Origin of the sequence: Micromonospora sp. NPDC052213, from assembly GCF_040679695.1 — a bacterium.
Taxonomy (GTDB): Bacteria; Actinomycetota; Actinomycetes; order Mycobacteriales; family Micromonosporaceae; genus Micromonospora.
This window is the reverse complement of record NZ_JBFAVI010000007.1, coordinates 13,541-31,600: the sequence shown is the minus strand read 5'-3', so window position 1 is coordinate 31,600 and position 18,060 is coordinate 13,541. Positions and strand designations below refer to the sequence as shown.

At 68.5% G+C, this 18,060-nt stretch carries 16 protein-coding genes; 5 read left to right on the top strand and 11 right to left on the bottom strand.

Annotated features, from left to right (window positions below; translation table 11 throughout):
* Nucleotides 1-2: 2 nt before the first annotated feature.
* From AB0L34_RS03595 to AB0L34_RS03575, 5 genes are all read right to left on the bottom strand, one after another.
* Complete coding sequence (locus tag AB0L34_RS03595) at nt 3-2,024, bottom strand: hypothetical protein (RefSeq protein WP_363701567.1); 2,022 nt, start codon at nt 2,022-2,024, stop codon at nt 3-5.
* Nucleotides 2,025-2,487: 463 nt separating this feature from the next.
* Complete coding sequence (locus tag AB0L34_RS03590) at nt 2,488-2,661, bottom strand: hypothetical protein (RefSeq protein ID WP_363701566.1); 174 nt, start codon at nt 2,659-2,661, stop codon at nt 2,488-2,490.
* 35 nt (nt 2,662-2,696) lie between these two features.
* Nucleotides 2,697-3,233, bottom strand: a complete 537-nt coding sequence (locus AB0L34_RS03585) for a DinB family protein (RefSeq protein WP_363701564.1) — start codon at nt 3,231-3,233, stop codon at nt 2,697-2,699.
* Nucleotides 3,234-3,240: 7 nt separating this feature from the next.
* Nucleotides 3,241-4,281, bottom strand: a complete 1,041-nt coding sequence (locus tag AB0L34_RS03580) for an FAD-dependent oxidoreductase (protein WP_363701562.1) — start codon at nt 4,279-4,281, stop codon at nt 3,241-3,243.
* Nucleotides 4,278-5,303 (bottom strand): alcohol dehydrogenase catalytic domain-containing protein, encoded by a 1,026-nt coding sequence (locus AB0L34_RS03575; protein WP_363701561.1) that lies wholly within the window; start codon nt 5,301-5,303, stop codon nt 4,278-4,280. Before AB0L34_RS03575 ends, AB0L34_RS03580 begins: the two co-directional genes overlap by 4 nt.
* A gap of 98 nt (nt 5,304-5,401) precedes the next feature.
* Between AB0L34_RS03575 and AB0L34_RS03570 the strand changes: the two genes are divergently transcribed.
* Both AB0L34_RS03570 and AB0L34_RS03565 read left to right on the top strand, forming a co-directional pair.
* Nucleotides 5,402-6,292, top strand: coding sequence for a LysR family transcriptional regulator (locus AB0L34_RS03570; RefSeq protein ID WP_363701559.1), 891 nt, complete (start codon nt 5,402-5,404; stop codon nt 6,290-6,292).
* A 115-nt stretch (nt 6,293-6,407) separates the two neighbouring features.
* On the top strand, nt 6,408-6,689 hold the full coding sequence (locus AB0L34_RS03565) for a hypothetical protein (protein ID WP_363701557.1): 282 nt from the start codon (nt 6,408-6,410) through the stop codon (nt 6,687-6,689).
* A 701-nt stretch (nt 6,690-7,390) separates the two neighbouring features.
* Here the strand turns inward: AB0L34_RS03565 and AB0L34_RS03560 are convergent.
* Nucleotides 7,391-8,095 (bottom strand): peptidase M23, encoded by a 705-nt coding sequence (locus AB0L34_RS03560; protein ID WP_363701555.1) that lies wholly within the window; start codon nt 8,093-8,095, stop codon nt 7,391-7,393.
* A 1,728-nt stretch (nt 8,096-9,823) separates the two neighbouring features.
* On the opposite strand from AB0L34_RS03560, the gene AB0L34_RS03555 reads away from it, so the two are divergent.
* Nucleotides 9,824-10,087, top strand: coding sequence for a hypothetical protein (locus AB0L34_RS03555; RefSeq protein ID WP_363701553.1), 264 nt, complete (start codon nt 9,824-9,826; stop codon nt 10,085-10,087).
* 788 nt (nt 10,088-10,875) lie between these two features.
* On the opposite strand, the gene AB0L34_RS03550 is transcribed toward AB0L34_RS03555, so the two are convergent.
* Nucleotides 10,876-11,760, bottom strand: a complete 885-nt coding sequence (locus AB0L34_RS03550; protein WP_363701551.1) for an NAD(P)-binding domain-containing protein — start codon at nt 11,758-11,760, stop codon at nt 10,876-10,878.
* A gap of 40 nt (nt 11,761-11,800) precedes the next feature.
* On the opposite strand from AB0L34_RS03550, the gene AB0L34_RS03545 reads away from it, so the two are divergent.
* Both AB0L34_RS03545 and AB0L34_RS03540 read left to right on the top strand, forming a co-directional pair.
* Nucleotides 11,801-12,157 carry a helix-turn-helix domain-containing protein gene (locus tag AB0L34_RS03545; RefSeq protein WP_363701549.1) on the top strand — a complete coding sequence of 119 codons (357 nt, stop codon included), beginning with the start codon at nt 11,801-11,803 and terminating at the stop codon, nt 12,155-12,157.
* A gap of 1,021 nt (nt 12,158-13,178) precedes the next feature.
* A complete protein-coding gene (locus AB0L34_RS03540; RefSeq protein WP_363701547.1) occupies nt 13,179-14,063 on the top strand; it encodes a S1 family peptidase in 885 nt (294 codons plus the stop codon).
* Nucleotides 14,064-14,542: 479 nt separating this feature from the next.
* Here AB0L34_RS03540 and AB0L34_RS03535 read toward each other — a convergent pair whose 3' ends face one another.
* The 4 genes from AB0L34_RS03535 to AB0L34_RS03520 form a co-directional block, all read right to left on the bottom strand.
* Nucleotides 14,543-15,409, bottom strand: coding sequence for a cytochrome c biogenesis CcdA family protein (locus AB0L34_RS03535; RefSeq protein ID WP_363701545.1), 867 nt, complete (start codon nt 15,407-15,409; stop codon nt 14,543-14,545).
* Between the two features lie 6 nt (nt 15,410-15,415).
* Nucleotides 15,416-16,171: a thioredoxin domain-containing protein gene (locus AB0L34_RS03530; RefSeq protein WP_363701543.1), complete on the bottom strand. Its 756-nt coding sequence runs from the start codon at nt 16,169-16,171 to the stop codon at nt 15,416-15,418.
* A gap of 73 nt (nt 16,172-16,244) precedes the next feature.
* Nucleotides 16,245-17,453 (bottom strand): MFS transporter, encoded by a 1,209-nt coding sequence (locus AB0L34_RS03525; protein WP_363701541.1) that lies wholly within the window; start codon nt 17,451-17,453, stop codon nt 16,245-16,247.
* A 313-nt stretch (nt 17,454-17,766) separates the two neighbouring features.
* Nucleotides 17,767-17,952, bottom strand: coding sequence for a hypothetical protein (locus tag AB0L34_RS03520; RefSeq protein ID WP_363701539.1), 186 nt, complete (start codon nt 17,950-17,952; stop codon nt 17,767-17,769).
* Nucleotides 17,953-18,060: the final 108 nt, after the last annotated feature.

The window sequence follows — 18,060 nt, the reverse complement described above, 5'->3', positions numbered from 1 at the left end:
GCTCATTCCGTCCAGTTCGCGGTGGTCCAGATGGCCTGTTCGTCGCCGTGCCACTCGATCCGTCGGCTGCCGGCAGGTCCTTGGATGGCGCAGTTGCGTTCGCCACCCTGATCGATGATCCGGATGGCGGTGACAACACCGCCGGTGCGTACGTAGCGAAGGAAGACCGGCGAATGGCCGTATTCGTTCATGGCGTGGGCGGTGGCACTGGTCTGGGTGGCCTTGATGCCCTCGAAGTCGGCGTCGTCGTACCAGAACTGCAGCACCGCTCCCGGCTCCAGCCCGGTCAGCATGTCGCCGACGATCCGGTCGAAGTAGGCGTCGTCGGTCTCTCCGGCGTTGCGGGTCGGGTCGAGGTGATAGCCGGCGGCCAGGCCGGTGGCCACCAGCGCGCCCGCGCCACCGCGTCCGACGTGGACGGTGGGGAAGTTGCGCTTGGCGCCGGCGGCGTGGAACAGGTCGATTCGGCTCTGCCACAGGTGGTAGGCCATTTCGCCGCCGTCGAAGACGGTGGTGCGGTTGGTGCTGCCGCCGATGGTCTGCGCCGGCACCGGGTCGGGGAAGAACGCCTGCAGCACCGGGATCATCCGCGGCGCCCCGACAGCTGGGTCGCTGTTCGGCAAGGGCTGGTTGTTGCGCAGGATATTGGCTCGGGCGGGCACCGCAGCCCAGGCGTCGTTGATCAGCCGGACCGTGTCCGCGTTGGTGGCGCTGCGCCCGAAGTTCAACCGGCCACCACAGATGCGGTTGTCCACGAGCGCCCGCACGGAGCGCCGCATCGACATGAACGTGCAGCGGTAACCGCCGGGTCGATCGCGGGGCTCGACCAGCATCGCCTCCCGCATCCGCAGCCGAAGCTGTACGTGCGGGGTGGGCGTGGCGGCGAGGTCCACGGCGATCGGCGTGTTCCCCGCCGGCAACCGCCATACGTCGGGGGCGGCGCCGTCGATCCATCTCATACCGCCGACGATCGAGAGGCGGATGTCGGTCACCGGCGCGTCGGCGGGGTAGCTCCAGAAGAACATGCCGTGCGCCGGCAGCCGTTGGGTCGCCAGCTCGGTGTCCGCGGCGTCGGCCACGCGTACCCGTTGGGCGGGAAAGTGGACCGAGCAGTCGGCGACCGGTTTCCAGACCCGGGTGAAGCGAACCGCACGATAGACCGGTGTGGTGCCGCCGGTCGCCAGGACCGCATCCGGCACGGCCGCGCCCACGGCGCCGTCGGTGAGCTGCGGGCGCAGCACCCGTAGCACGTGGCGGGCGGGGATGACGCCATTGGCGGCATGGGCGGGGTCGTCGAGTTCGGCGCCCGGGGTGAGCGCGTCGAACTCGCTCGACGAACCGTCCTTCGGGGCGGGCCGACTCGCCATCGTGATCCGCAGCGCGACGTTCGACTGCGCGTCAACGGGATGCACGGTCGGCATCGCGTTGGCGATCCGGTCGTCGGCCGCAGCCGAGGCCCCGGGACGCAGGACCGGCTCGTAGCGTCCCTCGAGGAATCGCGCGACGGCGTGCTGCGCCCAGTTGGCGTGGGTCGGTGGGATGGACGGCGTGCCTCCGACGCGACCCCGGCGCAGCGCCGTCCGTAGCGTGTTGAAGAGGAATTCCTCGGAGATGCGGACCGGCCCGTACCACACGACGGCCGGCAGGATCTCAAGGCCGCCACGCACGGCGGGGTCGTTCATCGCCTTGGCGGCCTCGAGATCCACCGCGACCCGGATCGTGCCGACGGTACGCCACTTGGCGTACTCGGCGGAGGTGAACTGCACGGCGCTGGGCTCCGGGGTGATCCCCGGTGCCGCCGGATCGGGGATGAAGCGCAGACGCCCCGGAAACAGCGGCCGAACCTGCGGCAGTGGTGACCCGGCCGTCAGCCGGAACGCCAACTGCATCGCCTGCGGAAATGGGCCGCCGGCGACCGGGGCGGCGGCGAAGGCGACATCGGAGGCAGTGAGTGACGGCGCAGTGATCCGTCCCTGATCGGCTGCGGAGAACGGGAACAGAAGGAAGCCGCCCCTGATCGGCATGTATGCCCCTTCCGTGCCACGCTGGCGTGAGGTGATCCCGTTCTGTGATCGTTCAGGTGGCCGTGATCAGCTGTCAAGACAGCCGATCGTTCCGCAGATATCCGACGCAACGATGTGCTTGCGGAGCCTAAGATGCGGCTCCGTCTCTCCATCGTCGACGCCTCGGACCTAAGCGGTCAGTCGCTCCCTCCGTCGAATAGCCATCTTGGAGGGAAGCCGAGTTCCGGCGAATTCTGGGCATCTTTCCTGACCACTGCGTGTTTTCCGAGCGCCGAGGTCTCCCTCGAACCCACGGAGTGCGGATCCAGGTACAGCGACGACCAAGGCGGCACGACAAGCAACTGCGCAACTTTTAGGGGCTACGATCCACGTCAATCAACGGCGTGCAGATGGAACGGTCCGTCCAAAATCGCCAGGGCAAAGCTCCGAAACCGATGAGCCATTTCCAACCTGATGGTGCAGGTCAGTGGCGCGCGAACTCAACGACCAACTGTCCGACCGGCAGCGGTTCCTGCTGTTCAGCAAGGGCGACCGGCTCCTGGCCCGGTGCGACGAGATCCTGACCGAGCACGAGATCCTCGTCGAGCGCCTGCACGCCGGTGACGCCGACGGGTTCACCGACGTGCTCCGCCAGCACCTGGCCGAGACCTTCATCCCGCAGTCCGCCAGCGGTTACCAGCGTGGATCGCACACGACGAGGTATCCATCGCGTTCGGTGATCAGGTCGGACTTCGGGCGGTCCGGCAGCGCATGCCCCAGATCGCCGGACCGAACCTCTCCGATCCACTGATCATGCTGGTACTCGTGGTTGATCAGCGCGGTCAGCAGCGTCTTGGCCACGATGGTGAGCTGCTGGGGCGCGCCGACGCGGCCGTCGCGGATGGCGCCGACGCGGCAGTGGACGCTGTCGGCCACATCGGCGCGGAACGCGGCCAGCCGGCTCAGGTCCGGCAGCCGGCCACGGCCCGGTTCCGGGTTCGCGGAGTCCATCACCGGGTCGAGTTCCGGGTCGGGGCTCGGCTCGGCGGCGGTCAGGTTGCGGATCATGAAGTGGGCGACGTGCGCCTGGTGGCCCAGGTGCCAGCCGATCGCGCTGAAGTTCTCGTGCGGACGCCATGCCACCTCGTCGGCGCTCAGGTCGGTCCAGAGCCGGTCGGTGTAGGCGCGGGCGCGATCGTACTCGCGCAGCAGATCCGGAATCTCGAACATGTCGTGGTCATCCAATGCTGGCTTGGAGGGCGGTCAGCACGGCGCGGGCGGCCTGTTCGCCGGCGTGGAGCGCGCCTTCGATGTGGCCGGCGTGATCGGGAGCGGTCTCGGTGGAGGCCCAGTGCAGCCGTCCGCTCAGGGCTGGACGCCGGTAGCGGGGGTGCCCGAAGAGCCCGTAGTCCATCCGCTGCTCCGCCCCGGGTGGGGAGGTCCACCGCTCGGCATTCCAGTCCTGGACGTGCAGCGTCTCGGGCCGGACGGCTTCCGGGCCGAACATGCGGGTGAGCTGAGCGGTCACCGCGGCCTCGAAGCCGGGGTGCAAGACGGCGGCGGGGGCAAAGCCGAACAGCGCGGCGCGGGAGCCGTCCGGGCCGGACATATCGTGGATCTCGCGCAACGGTCCGGTCCGGCTGATCGCCGCGCCGGCAAGTCCCTTCGTACGCCAGAACGGGGTGCGATAGCAGGCGACGACCTTGGCGACGGCACCCATCCACACCGGAGTGGCTTCGGCTATGCGGAGCAGATCGGCGTCAAGTCCGTCGTGGAAGTCGATGCGGGCCACAGCAAGCGCGGGCGGGACCGCGAGAACGACCTGCCGGGCGCGCAGGGTCTCGGACGCCGCGCGCAGTTCGACGGTATCGCCGTCGAGGCGGATGCCGGTGACCGGGATCGACAGACGCAGCGCCGTTTCCGGAAGCTGGGCGGCAAGACCCGCGGCCAGGGCGTTGGCGCCGGGACCGAAACGGTAGGCGACCACGTCGATCGGGTTGCCGGCAAGGCGCCGGGTCCCGGTGTGGTCCTGCACGATCGCGTCGCCGAAGCGATGCTGGTCGAAGACCGGGACGCCGAGCCGGGCGACGAGGTCGGCGACCCGGTGTTCGCCGTCCCAGAACCAGGTGGCGCCCAGGTCGTACCCCTCAGTCGTGGCCAACCGGCCACCCACCCGGTCGCGAGCCTCCACGCAGATCGCGTCGAGACCGGCCGCGCGCAGCGCGGTCGTCGCGGTGAGCCCTGCTGCGCCGGCACCGATGACAACGACGTCGTTCATGGGGTCAGCACCATCCGGAATCGGGCGTCGCCCGCCTGCTGGACCTGGAGGGCCCGCTCGGCCTCGGCCAGCGGCAGCGTCTGCACCAGCGGGCGGACCCCAGTGGCGACCGCAAAGCGCATCGCCTGTTCGGTGTCGGCCGGGCTGCCGGTCAGGTGGCCGGTGAGGCTACGGGCGTGCATGACCAGCTTGACCATCGGCAACTGCACGGCGGTCGTGTCGAACCCGGCGACGGTGAGCCGGCCGTGCGGGGTCAGCCCATCGATCAGGCTCGTGAGCTGGCTGCTGCTGGCGGCGGCGGAGACGATCAACCGAGCCCCACCGAGGTCACGCACCGCGGTGCCAGGATCCTGGGCACGGGCGTCGATGTAATGGTGGGCGCCCAGGTCCTGGGCCGCCTGCCGCTTGTCCTCGCCGCGGCCGATCGCGATGGTCTCATAGCCCATGGCCGCGGCGAACTGCACGGCGAGATGTCCGAGCCCGCCGATCCCGGCCACCGCGACCCGGTCACCGGGCCGGGCGCCGCCGTGCCGCAGTGCGTTGAAGACGGTCACCCCGGCGCAGCCGAACGGCGCCGCCTCGACAGCGGTCAGCCCGTCCGGGATCCGCGCGAGGGCTGCGGCCGGGACGGTAATCGTGCTGGCCCACCCGCCCGGGTAGGACAAGCCGGGCACCTGCCGGTCCGGGCAGTGCACCACATCGCCGGTGCGGCAGGCCGTGCAGTGCCCACAGCTGCCACCGAACCAGCCGACGGCCACCCGCTCCCCCACCTGCCAGCCGGCCACCTGCGGGCCGACCTCGGCGATCACCCCGGCGACCTCGTGCCCCGGAATGATCGGGAAACCTCCCCCGGGCGTACGGTCGGCAATCGTGCCGGCGTCCGCGCCGCAGATGCCGGTCGCCTCGACGTCGATCCGCACCTCGCCGGACGCCGGCGTACGCGGACGCACCGGGGCGATTTCCGGCCGGGCGCCCGGTTCCGTCACCTGGACGGCCACATGTGCATTTCTGGAATCAGGCACAGCATTAAAGTAGAAACGAGCCGCGGTCGCCGGAAGAACAGAATGATGAATGGGGCTATAAGCGATCGCTATAGGTTCGCACGCTATAAAGTCTGCTCATGAGTGACCGGCTGAGTGTCGAAGGGCTGCGCTACGCGCAGGCGGTGGCGGAGACGGGGTCGTTCAGCGCGGCCGCCCGGGCGTACGGCGTGAGCCAGCCGGCCCTGTCCAACGGCGTCGCGAAGCTGGAGGAGAGTCTCGGCGAGCGCCTGTTCGAGCGATCCCCGCGCGGCGTGACGCCGACTGCCTTCGGCGCGCACATCCTGCCGCTGGTGGAGCGGGCCCTCGCCGGGCTCGACACGGTCACCGCCGAGGCACGCCGGTGGAACACCCCGCCCGACGACGTCCTGCGCATCGGGGTGTCCCCGCTGATCAACCCGAAGGTGGTCGCCGCCGCCTACAGCGCGGTGTGCGGCCTCGACACCTCGCCGAGCTCGCGTCAACTGGTGCTGCGCGAGACCGACATGGCCGACCTGCGCGACGGCCTGACCGCCGGCGAGCTGGACCTGATCCTCATCCCGTCGGTCGCGCCGTTGCCCCGCTACCAGCAGCGGATCATCGGATCCGAGCCGATGGTGCTGGTCGACTCCCGCGCCGCCGACGACGCCCCGCTCGAGCTGACCGAGATCGGCGGCAAGCAGCTGATCATGGTGCCTGACACCTGCGGCCTGACCTCGTTCACCCGTGCCCTGTTCGCCTCGCATGAGCTGCCGATACGCGTCTACCCGGGTGAGGCGGCCAGCTACCGGGTCCTGGAGGAATGGGCGCAACTCGGGCTCGGGTCCGCGGTGCTGCCGGAGTCGAAGCTGGCCGACCCGAACGCGAAACGCCGACCGCTGCACGACGAGGGCCACGAGGTGGAGATTTTCTATGCCGCGGTGTGGGATCCCCGCTCGCCGCAGGCACTCGAGCTGCAGACCCTCGCCGACCGCCTCGCCGACGCCGTGTAGCCATACGAGTTCGGTATACCGGCATTCGCCATCGAGCTCTACCGGCCGCCGTGGTCACGCCATAACGTCGGTCCCAGCAGAAAACGGCCGACGAAATAGCAGTGAGGGAATTGGCATGGCTTTCCTGGAGATCACTCTGACCATCAACGAGGCCGACCGCCCGGTGGCGGCAGGCATCTACCAGCAGTACAAGCAGCCGTTCCTCGACACCGTGCCAGGGGCGACCAGCAAGCAGCTGCTGGTACGCGCCGAGGACGTCCAAGTACTGCACGGCTTCCAGACCACGGCCGCCGCGCAGGCGTACCTGTCCAGCGACCTGTTCACCAAGGACGTGGTCGCCGGACTGTCGCCGCTGCTCAAGGCCGAGCCGGAGATCCGGATCTACGAGACCGCCTGATCCGGCCTCAGGTCGCCTTCGTGGGAGCCTCGATCGCGATCCCACGACCACTGCCGCCGCTGGTGCTGGCTCTCTGCTCCTCGGTGTTGTATGCGTCAACGCCGTGGCTCGGTACCGCGCGGAGAAACTGGACGAACGGTTAGCGCAGATCACGGGAGCCAGCAGGAGAAACCGGATCAGCCCTTCGGTGCCGCGCTGTGACGATCGGGTCCTCGGCCCCATCCGTTACTCGCCACGATCTCGCGAGTCCGGGCAGGCAGGTCGACGGGCGCGTCGCCGTCGTCGCTACGGTTGAAGACGGTTCGCCTTGAGCATCTGATCAGCGGCATCGACATGACCGTCGGCTTCCAGCACTTCGGCCAGGTCCAGTCGTCCGACTTCGTCGTACGGCGAGGCCTTGCATGCTGTCTCTGCAGCCCGTATGGGACGCCCAGCAGCCACCCGGTTCAGGTGCGATGGGCACTCCGTTACGGGGAACGGCCTCCTCGGCCGGCATGGTCGTCGGCCGTGTCATCGGATCACCACCTTCGCCGCTGTTCGCCGACAGCGTGGTGCTGCCCGACCGGTGACCGGACCGGGTACACCCGCTGAAGCTGGGCGGATCGCCGACGCCCTACTGGTGGACCTCAACGGAGCCACCCATCACGACGCCGCGTCACTGCCGACCCAGGCGGCACAGAAGGAGCCGCACCGGGCGGCCGTCAGGAAAGGACGGCGTTCACGACCTCGGTGGCCCGCCACTCATGCTGGGCGTACAGCCACCCGAACGCAGACACCTGCACCGTCTGCGCGGCGACGGTCAGCGGGAGGTCCTGCCAGCCGGGGACCTCCAACAGGGCGGTGAGGAACTGCCGGGTGGCGTACTCGGGCTTCATCAGGTCCGAAACAGCGCCCCAGCCGGTGCTCGGCCGCTGCTGGAAGAGCCCGACCGAGTCGTGGTCCCAGCCGATCGCCTGGTGCGGATAGTTCTGCGACTCCGGCAGCACGCCGCTGGCGTAGTTGTACAGGTTGCTCTCCTGCATCGCCGTGGCCACCGCGATGACGAGCGCCTGGCGGGGGACGCCCATCTTCTGCCCGGTGCGGACGATCGTGGTCGCGTTGTCCATCTGCGCCTTGTCCAGCCCGGCGACCGGGGTGATCGGCTTCGGCTTCGACTTGGGCTTCGCGGTCGCCGTGGCCGAGGGGGTGGGCTCGGCCGTCGGTGACGGGGAGCTTGAGGGGGCCGGGCTTTCGGTGACCGGGGTGGCGGACTCGCGGGCCATTCCGCGGGAGGCGGCGTCGGCTTCCGCCCGCTGGGCGATCTCGGCGCGCTGGTCGGGGGCTGGTGACTGGTCGGCGGGATTGGCGGGAATCAGGGTGAAGCCGACCAGGCCGAGGCAGCAGGCCGCACCGCTGACGATCGCCATCCGGTTCCGGCGCCGCCGGCCGGCCCGGTTATCGAGACCGGCGAGGCCCGCGAGCCGCGACACGGTATTGGAGAGTCGGGGCCTGAATCCGCTGGCTGCCTGATCGGTGTAGGTGCCATCGTCCGAACGGTCAGCCGGTCCGCCGAGGCCGTGATGGTCGTCGAGGTTGCCGTCGTTACGCATCCGACGAGGCTAGGCATGAGCTACGGCAATTACACACGGTGATCATGTGGCTCTGGCCACACTTTGCCCGGCGACAACCGGAGCCTCGTGGCCGCTCCGGCGGCGAGGAGGAGCATACGGGCTATCCAGGCAAACCGGCTATGCCCCTGGCGCGTCGCATGATGGGGCAGGAACCACCGCAGGAGGCGAAGCGCCTCCAGATGATCGACTAACTCATCCTTTCGGCTGATATCAGGGTTCGACCGGTCACGACAAGACCGACACGGTGTCTTGCGTCGGACGCCGGTGAGGACGAGTCGACCAGTGACGGACAGGACGCCGAGCAAGCCGGCGGCGATGGCGGCGAAGGTGGCGGAGTAGCCGCGGCTGATGAGGTAGCTGACCAGGTGGACGCCGATGGTGCTGGTGGCGGCGCCCGTGGGCGATGAGAGCGGCGGCGAGGGTCCATAGCCGGGGGGTCGCACGTCGCGGCGAGTGCCGCGACGCGTCGCAGGGTGTGTCCGGTCGCGCGCGAAGCTGGGTGTCCTGACATGCGACGGTTTACGGATGGTGAAGCATGTTCGACTGAGCCGCAGGCGCGCATGGCGTCGCGCTCATCGCAAGAACAGGGCAGGCGTGCAGGACCACGGGAATCGGTACCGTCGCGGACTCCGCGCTCGTGGAAGATCCAGTCGTGCTCGGCGAAATCACCTGTCCGTCCGGCGAGCTCATCCTGGTGGACGGCCGCTACCTCGGGCTCTGATCGGGCGACCGTTCCCCGGAGGAAACTCGCGGACCGGGTGCCGTCGCCGCGGTTGATTTCCAAGTCGTTGGCCGCGACGCGGAGACCGCGGCTAGTGTGCCGCACTGGGGCGGGTGGCAGCTCGGGAAGATCGACCATCTTGCCGTGCAGGAGTGGGTGACCGAATTGGGAAAGCGGGTCGCGCCCGCCACCGTCGCCTCGTGCTTCGGCCTGTTCTCCATCGATGCGGTTGAGGCTCAGCCACGGTTACGGGATCGGCGGACCGCCCAGACCCCGCCAACGATCGCCGCAGCAGTCGGCAAGAGGCAGCAAAGCGTCAGGACGAACAGATGCCACGGCTTGAGAGCTCCCATGGCTGAGAGGTTAGGCACCCCTTGCCAACACCGCTGTCCCTGCGAGCCTCAGTTTGGAAGAGCGCGCTCAACGGGCCGTGATGCCCGAAACGCCTGCGGGCGGTGGCAGAGCCCCATGCCGCTCGTGCCCGCTCATGACCGCTGCGCGCCACGGTTACTGGCCCGTGGATGGCCCGCGTCGGCACGAGCGGGCTACCTGCCCATCGGATAACTTGCCCTATGCCCGTCATCGATCTGAGTGCGCCGGCCCGCCCCCCGACGCCCCGCAGGACGACAAACCCGCGGCTCGTGGCGGCGCTGGCAGTCTTGGGGCTCGGGTGCCTCAGCGGGGAGCCGGTGAACCCGCCGCAGCTTGCCCCTGAGATACGGTGCGAGTCATGGCAGGAATCCATTGCGGGTGAGGCTCCGGTAGGAGGTGCCCCACCAGGGGCGCCCTCGAGAGTGCGCGTAGTGGCCGTTGTGGATGGTCAAACCGGATGTGTCGTTTCGGTGCACCAGTGGAGTGAACCGAAGTTGCTGGTCCAGCCCGGGGATCACGGCCTGATCGCCATCGTCAAGATGGACGGCGAACACGAACGGGGGCGCTGGTCGGTGCTGGTGTCGGGCAAGCCACTGGGCGAGGAACTCGTGCGGTGGGACGGTGACGACCTGGACGCCGGGCTGTCGCGGGTGATGGCCAGGCTTCGGGAGCGGGTTCCGGGACTGCTCGACTGAGCGAGGGCCTCGGCGTCGCTGCCCCTGCCTGAAGCCCATCTCCGTCGATCGTCAGGTCTGCGCACGCGTTCGCCACGTTCCTCCTCGACCAGGGCGAGGAGCTGTGGACGGTGATGGAGTTGCTCGGGCACTCCACGATTCGAATGAGGGCCGACACCTACGGGCACGTCCTGCCGGCTCGGGCTCGCCAGGCTGCCTCGGCCATCGACCGGGTCCTGGGCGAGGGAACGGCGTGACCACTCGGCTGTACGAATGGCTGTACTCGGGGCCGAGATCAACCAAGGAAAGTGCTGGTGGAGCCCAGGGTGCTCGAACCCCTAACCCCTGCCTTGCAAAGGCGGGTGACGGACGCTGAGCGTCATCGGCAAGCGGCAACGCCAGTCGTCTTTCACTCAGCGCCCGTCGTCCTCTGTCAACACTTACCAACGGATGTCACCGCTTCTGCTGACTTCCCGCTGACGCTCCGGCGAGTTTGACCCCTTCGTCCCGAAACCATCGCGATGGGTTGACCTGCCTAAGCGCCGGGGTTGAGCTGCTGCGATAGTCCACTGACGTCCATGGCCGTCCGTGCTGTGGCGTCGTGGTTGTCACTCACCCGGCAGGCCTCACGTGTAGACGCCGCGTCCATAGTCGTCGGCCGAGACCGTGAAGTCGTCGGGCCTCGTCGCCGCAGTAGCTCGTACCCGCTCCTGGAAGATGTCGATGGCGCGAGCATGGGTGGTCTCCTCAGCTTCGCGTATCGCCTCAGTAGATCGCTACCTGCGGGACAGCGTCATCTCTGTCGGCCTTTAGTGCCGTCCGAGGACCTCGGCGATCCGCATGAACCCGTCTGTGCCGTGGCCCAGTCCGATGACCCGGCGGGCCATGCCTTCGGCCGCACGCATTACGCCGGCGTCAATGCCGTGAGCCTCGGACGTGTGGACGATATGGGCCATGGACGACACTGCGGAGGTGATCGGGTTTCCCTCGCCGGAGAAGCTGTCCCTGTCCACTTCCTCCGCGGCCTCCTCGAAGATGGGTGGGAGGATCGCGCCGATGCCCTTGGCGAAGGGTGCCAGGTCCCGAGCCGTGACACCCTCCGCCTTCGCCACCGCTAGTGCGTGCGCGTAGCCCGCCATCGCGGTCCAGAAGATGTCGAGCAGTGCGATGTCGTACGCCGCCGCGCGGCCGATCTCCTCGCCGAGGTGGGTGTGGGTGCCGCCCAGCGCGTTCAGCACCGGCTGATGCTCCCGGTAAAGGTCATCGGGACCGCTGTAGATGACCACCGCGTCCGCGGTTCCAATGGTGGTGATCGGCGTCATGATCGCACCGTCTAGGTACCGGATGCCGTGTCCAGTCGCCCACCGCTCGGTGTCGCGGGCCCGGTCCGGGGTGTCGGCCGTCAGACTGACGAGTGTGCGCCCCTTGAGGGCATCGGTGACCTCGTCGCGTCGCAGGATGGCGTCCGACGCGTCGTAGTTCACCACGCAGACCAGGGTCAGCCTGCTTGCGGCGACCGCCTCTTCGGCCGATCGGGCGCTGATTGCGCCCCGCTCGACCAGCTCCCGATCCCTGCCCGGCGTCCGGTTCCATACGGTCGCCTGCAGGCCGGCGTTTAGAAACGCGCCGGCCAGGGTCCGGCCCATCGGTCCCAGACCGAGCACTGTGACAGACTTTTCGGCGTATGAGGTCATGACTCAACTCCCGTGAACATGTAAAAATAGAACGAATGGGATGAAGATGACGCGCAATCGTGCCCAGGACTTGAACGTCTGCGGAGTGACGGCCGCGATCGCCGTGATCGATGGCAAGTGGAAGACGGCGCTGCTCTGGCTGCTGGAATCCGGTCCGTGCCGTCCCGGAGAGCTGCGCCGGCAGCTGCCGGGCCTCACGGAGAAGGTGCTGACTCAGGCGCTCCGAGAGATGGAGGCCGACGGGCTGGTGCACCGGGAGGCGTACGAGGTGCTGCCGTTGAAGACCGAGTACTCCCTGACCACGTTCGGCCGCGAACTCTCCGAGGCATTGGCCCCCGTTTCTGACTGGGGCCACCGCCGCCTAGCCAAACTTGCCCAGGCCCACCCGGCCTCCTGATACATCTGCCAACTCCTCACCACCCAGATCTGACAGCCTCGCGACCGCCCATAACCAGATTCGCCGCGGCGCTACCTGGCGACAAGTACCCACAAAAAAGTGGCTAGGGCCGGCGGTGACTCGCCCTACGGCGCGGCGGTGCGACGGTCTCCGCACCCCTCCCTGCCGACTACCGGCCCACGCACCTCGACCACACTCGGCGCTAGCGTGCGCGGCGGCCCCCGGCTCCCCGCTATCCGCGTCGCTGCCGGGCGCGTTGCATTGCGGCGTGGGAGCGACAGGAAAGCGACCGGCGCGCGCCCAAGCGGCGGCGCAGCAAAGCCGTTTCGACCAAGCGTGACGAGAGTGCCGACGCAGCTGACAACTCGTAGCCATCCCTGGGGTGCAGGGCGGCGTGGGGCCGGAGAGGGTGTGCTCGGCCGCCGTCGGCCACCCGGCGACGGCGAGGGCATCAGCGAGCACCTGGCGGCGAGCCTCGTCCCAGGTCGCCGAGCAGGTCAGCACCGCCGGGCACTGAAAGTTAACGGGGGACACTGCTTCGGCGCGACCCTCGCGCTGTACGCATTGGCGCATGTGCCCGAGTTGGCAGCCGCCGTCGCGCACGGTCCGACCGCCTCGCTTGGATCACCACCGCCACCGCCCCGGCGAGCACCGGTGGCTGCTCATCCGCCGCAACCGCACCACCACAGAGTTGGCCTTCCACCTGTGCTGGTCACCGACACCGGTGCGGCTCGCTACCACTTGCGGCCGGATCTCGCTCCGCCCGCGACTGTCGCCGCAGTAGACCGGGATCACCAAGCGTCCTCGTCCCGGTCGCGCCGCAGATTCTGGTCCCGGCACCGAAGGTGGCCTTTTGGACCTTGTTCATTTGTGACGACGCATCTTGCATATTGATTGATGCACTCCGATACTGACGAAAGCGTGTCAGGAGGACGACATCGACTGACCAGCCGATGCGTCACCTAACGGCGTCTCACAGGGGCCACCACCCATCTGGTCCTATCACTCCGAGGAGGAGACAGTGAGCCTCACACCCGCGCCATCCCGCCGCCACATCCTCCGATCCAAGCTGCTCGCCGTAAGTGTCGGTCTGCTCGCCACCGCCGCTTTCGCGCCGGCGACGACCGCAGCGGCCTCCCCCCAGGTCTACAGCGCCAGTCAGCTCGCCACCGTGAACGACGCGGTGCAGCGATCGGGCGTCGAAGGCATCGCCTGGCATGTGGACGCGACGTCCGGCCGCGTCGTCGTGACCGCCGACAGCACCGTCTCTCGTACCGAGATCGCGAAGATCAAGCAGAGCGCCGGAGACAAGGCTGGCGCGATCCGGATCGAGCGCGCCCCAGGCGTCTTCACCCCCCTGCTGTCCGCCGGTAACGCCATCTACGGCGGCGGGTACCGGTGCTCGCTCGGCTTCAACGTCGTCAGCGGCAGCACCTACTACTTCCTGACCGCCGGGCACTGCGGGGACGTGGCCGACACCTGGTACACCAACTCCAGCCAAACCACGCTCATCGGCCCGACCATCGGCTCCAGCTTCCCGGGCAACGACTACGCGCTGGTGCGCTACGACAACACCTCGCTCACCCACCCCGGCGGGTTCACCGTCGCGGACGCCTTCGTCGGTGAGTCCGTCACGCGCACCGGGTCGACCACCGGCACCCACAGGGGTACCGTCACCGCGTTGAACGTCTCGGTCCGCTACGTCGGCAAGGGCGGCGGCACCGTCAGCGGCATGATCCAAACCACCGTCTGCGCCGAGCCGGGCGACTCCGGCGGCCCGCTCTACGACGGCACCAAGGCGCTCGGCATCACCTCTGGCGGCAGCGGCGACTGCCGCTCCGGCGGCACCACCTTCTACCAGCCTGTACGCGAGGCAGCCAACGCGTATGGCGTGACCGTCTACTGATCCACCAGCGACGCGAACAGAAGTGGGGGCGGGCCCCCGCCGGGGGCCGACGAACCGCCCCCCCGCTCACTAGTAAACAACACACCACCCCCACCCGCGCCCCCACCCCCCCCGCCGCGCCCCCCGCCGCCCCCCACTTCTACCCGGACGACACCAGAGTGACGGTAAGGGTCGACTACAACTGCGGGACCGTATCCGCCGCCGGGCGCCATCCGGCAGGTCGGCCAAATGAAGACGCTGTTGGGGATCTGGCCCGAGTGGGCTGTCAAGACATACCGCACCCCGGCACCGATTCCAAGCAGCCCATTGATCCGCTCCGGCACGGGCAACTAACGGGGCGGACCCCTTGCCTGCCGTGGTGACTTGAGGCGAGCGGCTGGTAGCCCCAGCCCGCCCTCGGCGTTGGCACCCGCACGAACGACCTCTCCCCCGCGCCCCAGCGCCCCAGCATGACCTCGTTGCTGGATGCGGAGGGCCGGTCATGCCTCTTGCGCCTCGTGCTTCTGTTCAGTGGACGCGGTGGTGGCGTCGTTGCGGGTACTGGTGCGTTTGTGGCGCACCTGCATGAGGCTCCATGCGGCCAGGGCGGCGGCGATGACGATGACGACGACGAGGAGGTCGGGGACCCTGTTGGCGCTCTGCAGAACGGCGCCCTCGAGGCGGGCCTGGTCGGATGCGCCGAGAATGCCGCCGAGGAAGGTGGTGCCGCCGGTGGCCAGCAGCAGAATTCCGACGGCGACCGTGAGCGCGCCGCCGATGATGCCGGTCCAGGTGTTCCACCACCGGCCGATGGTGACGGCGCGCGGGCGGACGAGGCGTTTCACGAACGGCAGCCGCCCCCACAGCAGGGCGAGAACAAGCAGGGGCAGCGCCATGCCCGCGGCGAAGATCAGCAGGACGATTCCGCCGGACAGCGCGTTGCCGGCAACGGCCGCGAAGGTCAGCACAGCGCCCAGCAGCGGACCGGCGCACACCCCGGCCAGGCCGTAGACGGTTCCGAGCGCATACACGGCGGCAACCGACGTGCCCTCAGCGGCCTTGGGACCGGACAGGAACGGCATCGGAATATTCATCAGCATGATCACTCCGAGGGCGATCACGACGATCGCGGCGACGGTGACCAGGACGAAGCGGTGCTGGTTCACGAACGCTCCGAGGGTCCCGGCGAGCACCCCGAGCGGGACCAGGGTGGTGATCAGCCCGAGATAGAACACACCGGTGCGGGCGACAAGCGCGGCGGGACTGCTGAACGCATAGGAGAAGAACGCCGGCAGCAACATCGCCGAGCACGGACTCAGCAGCGTGAGCACGCCGCCGAGGAACGCACCCAGAAGACCGAGCTCCATGGAGATCTACTCCGCCTGCGCCAGCGCCGTGTCGAGGAACTCGCGGAACGTGCCGAGTGGCTGCGCACCCGACAGCGCGGTGGTCCCGGCGACGAAGAACGGCACGCTGTTGACGCCGAGCTGCTGTGCCGAACGGGTGCTCTCCTGCGCGGCGGCGCGAAGCTCCGGGTCGTCGAGGTCGGCCGTGTACCGGTCGATGTCGGGCACGCCCGCCTGCCTGGCGAACGCGATCAGCGTCTTCCTGGGCAGATCCGGGTGCGATCCCTTCGGTGCGGCGTCGTACACGGCGGTCACGAACTCCATGAACTTGCCTTGCTTCGCCGCCGCCCGCGCAGCGACCGCAGCATCCTCGGACTGCTCGCCGAAGAACGCCACGTCGTGGATCTCGATACGCACCTTGCCCGTGTCGACGTACTCCTTGATCAACGTGGGCAGGGTGTCCCTACTGAACACTGCGCAGTACGGGCATCGCAGGTCCGTCCACTGCGTGAGCACGATCGGTGCGTCGACATCGCCGATCGCCATCGGATCGCCGGCGTCGCGGCGTACGAAAACTGGGTCGCCTGTCGCTTCCTCGGACCGTCCCGATGACACCGACGTCGAAGGTGCCGATGCGCTGGTCGGGCTCTGCCCGGGCAGCGACTGAGCTGTCACCACTACCCCGAGGAACGCGGCGATCACGCCCAGCACGATGTTCAGCCGTCGCGAACGGCGATACTTCGCCTCCATCACGTGCAGCGAGGCCTTTGTCGAAGAGGTCACCCCGCTAGGATACAAGATGGATCCAAAGGGTGCCTGGCGCCCCGTGACCGGCGGCAGGGCGTGAGCGCCGCGCTCACGACGCCTTCGGGATGAGCGCGCGGGTGGCCATGAGGACGGTGAGTGGGATGAGCGTGATGATCGCGAGGATGGACAGCGCCGAGAAGCTGGTGAGAGCGAGCAGGGGGCCGGCGGCGAATGCCGCGGTTGCGCCGCAGAGGTTCGAGAGCGCGTCGACGCCTCCTTGGGATGCGGCACGCGTCTGGGTGGCGACGGCGGTGCTGAACAGTGCGGATCCGGCGACGTTGACGAACGACCAGCCGACCCCGAGCAGAATCAGCGACACGATGATCCACGCGGTGTCGTCGGGCTTCGCGGCGCCGATCACGAGCGAGGCGAGGAAGATGACGATGCCGGCGCTGATCGTGAACCGGTGACCGCGCCGGTCGGCGATCAGGCCCACGAGCGGCGAGAGGCCATACATTCCGGCGATGTGCAGGCTGATCGTGATCCCGATGATGCTGATCGATCCGCCTTGGTGGGCGACGTGAACCGGGGTCATGGTCATGATCGAGACCATCACCACCTGGGCGGTGAGAATCGCGATCATCGCCACTCGGGCCCGCCGGTTCGTGCGGAGCTCGATGAGTACCTGGCGGATGCGGCCGGGATGCTTGCCCGCGGGAGCGCTTCGTGGTGTCTGCGCAGACTGTTCGAGCAGGAGGAGAGGGTCTGGGCGCAGCCACACGAACACGACGAGGCCGGCGAGTGCGAGGCAGATCGCCGCGATGAGGAACGCGCTGGCGAAGATGGTGAGCCCGGTGGCGGCACCGAAGAGTTCGCCGGGCACGCCGAGGTTCGGGCCGAGGACGGAACCGAGTGTTCCCACCCAGACGACCAGGGCGAGTGAGCGGGCTTTGTGTCGGGGTTCGGCGAGATCTGTCGCAGCGAATCGTGACTGGAGGCTCACCGCGGAGCCGGCACCGATCAGAAGGAGGCCGATGAAGAGCGGGACGACCATGCTCCACTGTGCTGCGGCGACCAACAGTGCTCCGCCGGCAGCGGCAATCCACCATCCGCCGCTGAGGGCGACGCGACGTCCGCGGCGCGCGGCGAGGTTCCCCAGTGGCAGGCCCAGGAGCGCCGCACCGAGTGTGCTGGCGGTGCGGGCCAGTCCTGCCCAGGCTTCGCTGTCGGTAACCTCTCCTGCCAGCAGCACGCCGATCGAGGGTGCGACGCCGACGCCGACGGTGCCGATGATCTGCGCAATGACGAGCACGGTCATCGTGCGTCGTTGGACGGCGTCGATGGTCGGACCCGCCTGGGTGAGGGAGGCGCTGTCGGCGCGGGCCGAGCATTGGGGTTCTAGCACGTGCTTCCTTGTCTGCGCGACGTTCTGGATTCCTGACGGGGCAGCAGCTGGATGCGGTGCCCGCAGGTGAGACGCGGTGCCGGTCTGGTGCACGACGTCGCTGAGGTCGGCGATTAAATCGTCGACATGCTCGAGTCCGACACCGAGCCGGATCAGGCCGAGGGTGATACCGGCGTCGAGGAGCTGATCCGGGTGAGCTGCGAGTGGGCGGTCGATGCCGGATGGATCACGAGGGATCGCACACTTCCGATGTCGGGAGGCGGCTGAGGGCGTGAGCTTCGACTGCTGCTCGGCCGGCGATGCCGCCGGTGATCTCAGAGAGGAACGCGGCACCGACGGCGACACCGTGCGGCGCGTAGACCGCAGCGGTGTAGCCGGCCGACCCTGAACCGATGATGATGAGCTGCCTCACGGGCACTCCTTCCTCTCGCGCCCGCCCGATGGGTGCTTCCCGAACAACGCCTGCCACCAGCCTTGGATTCTGATCGGACGCAACTTGTATCCTAGATGTCGATGCTCG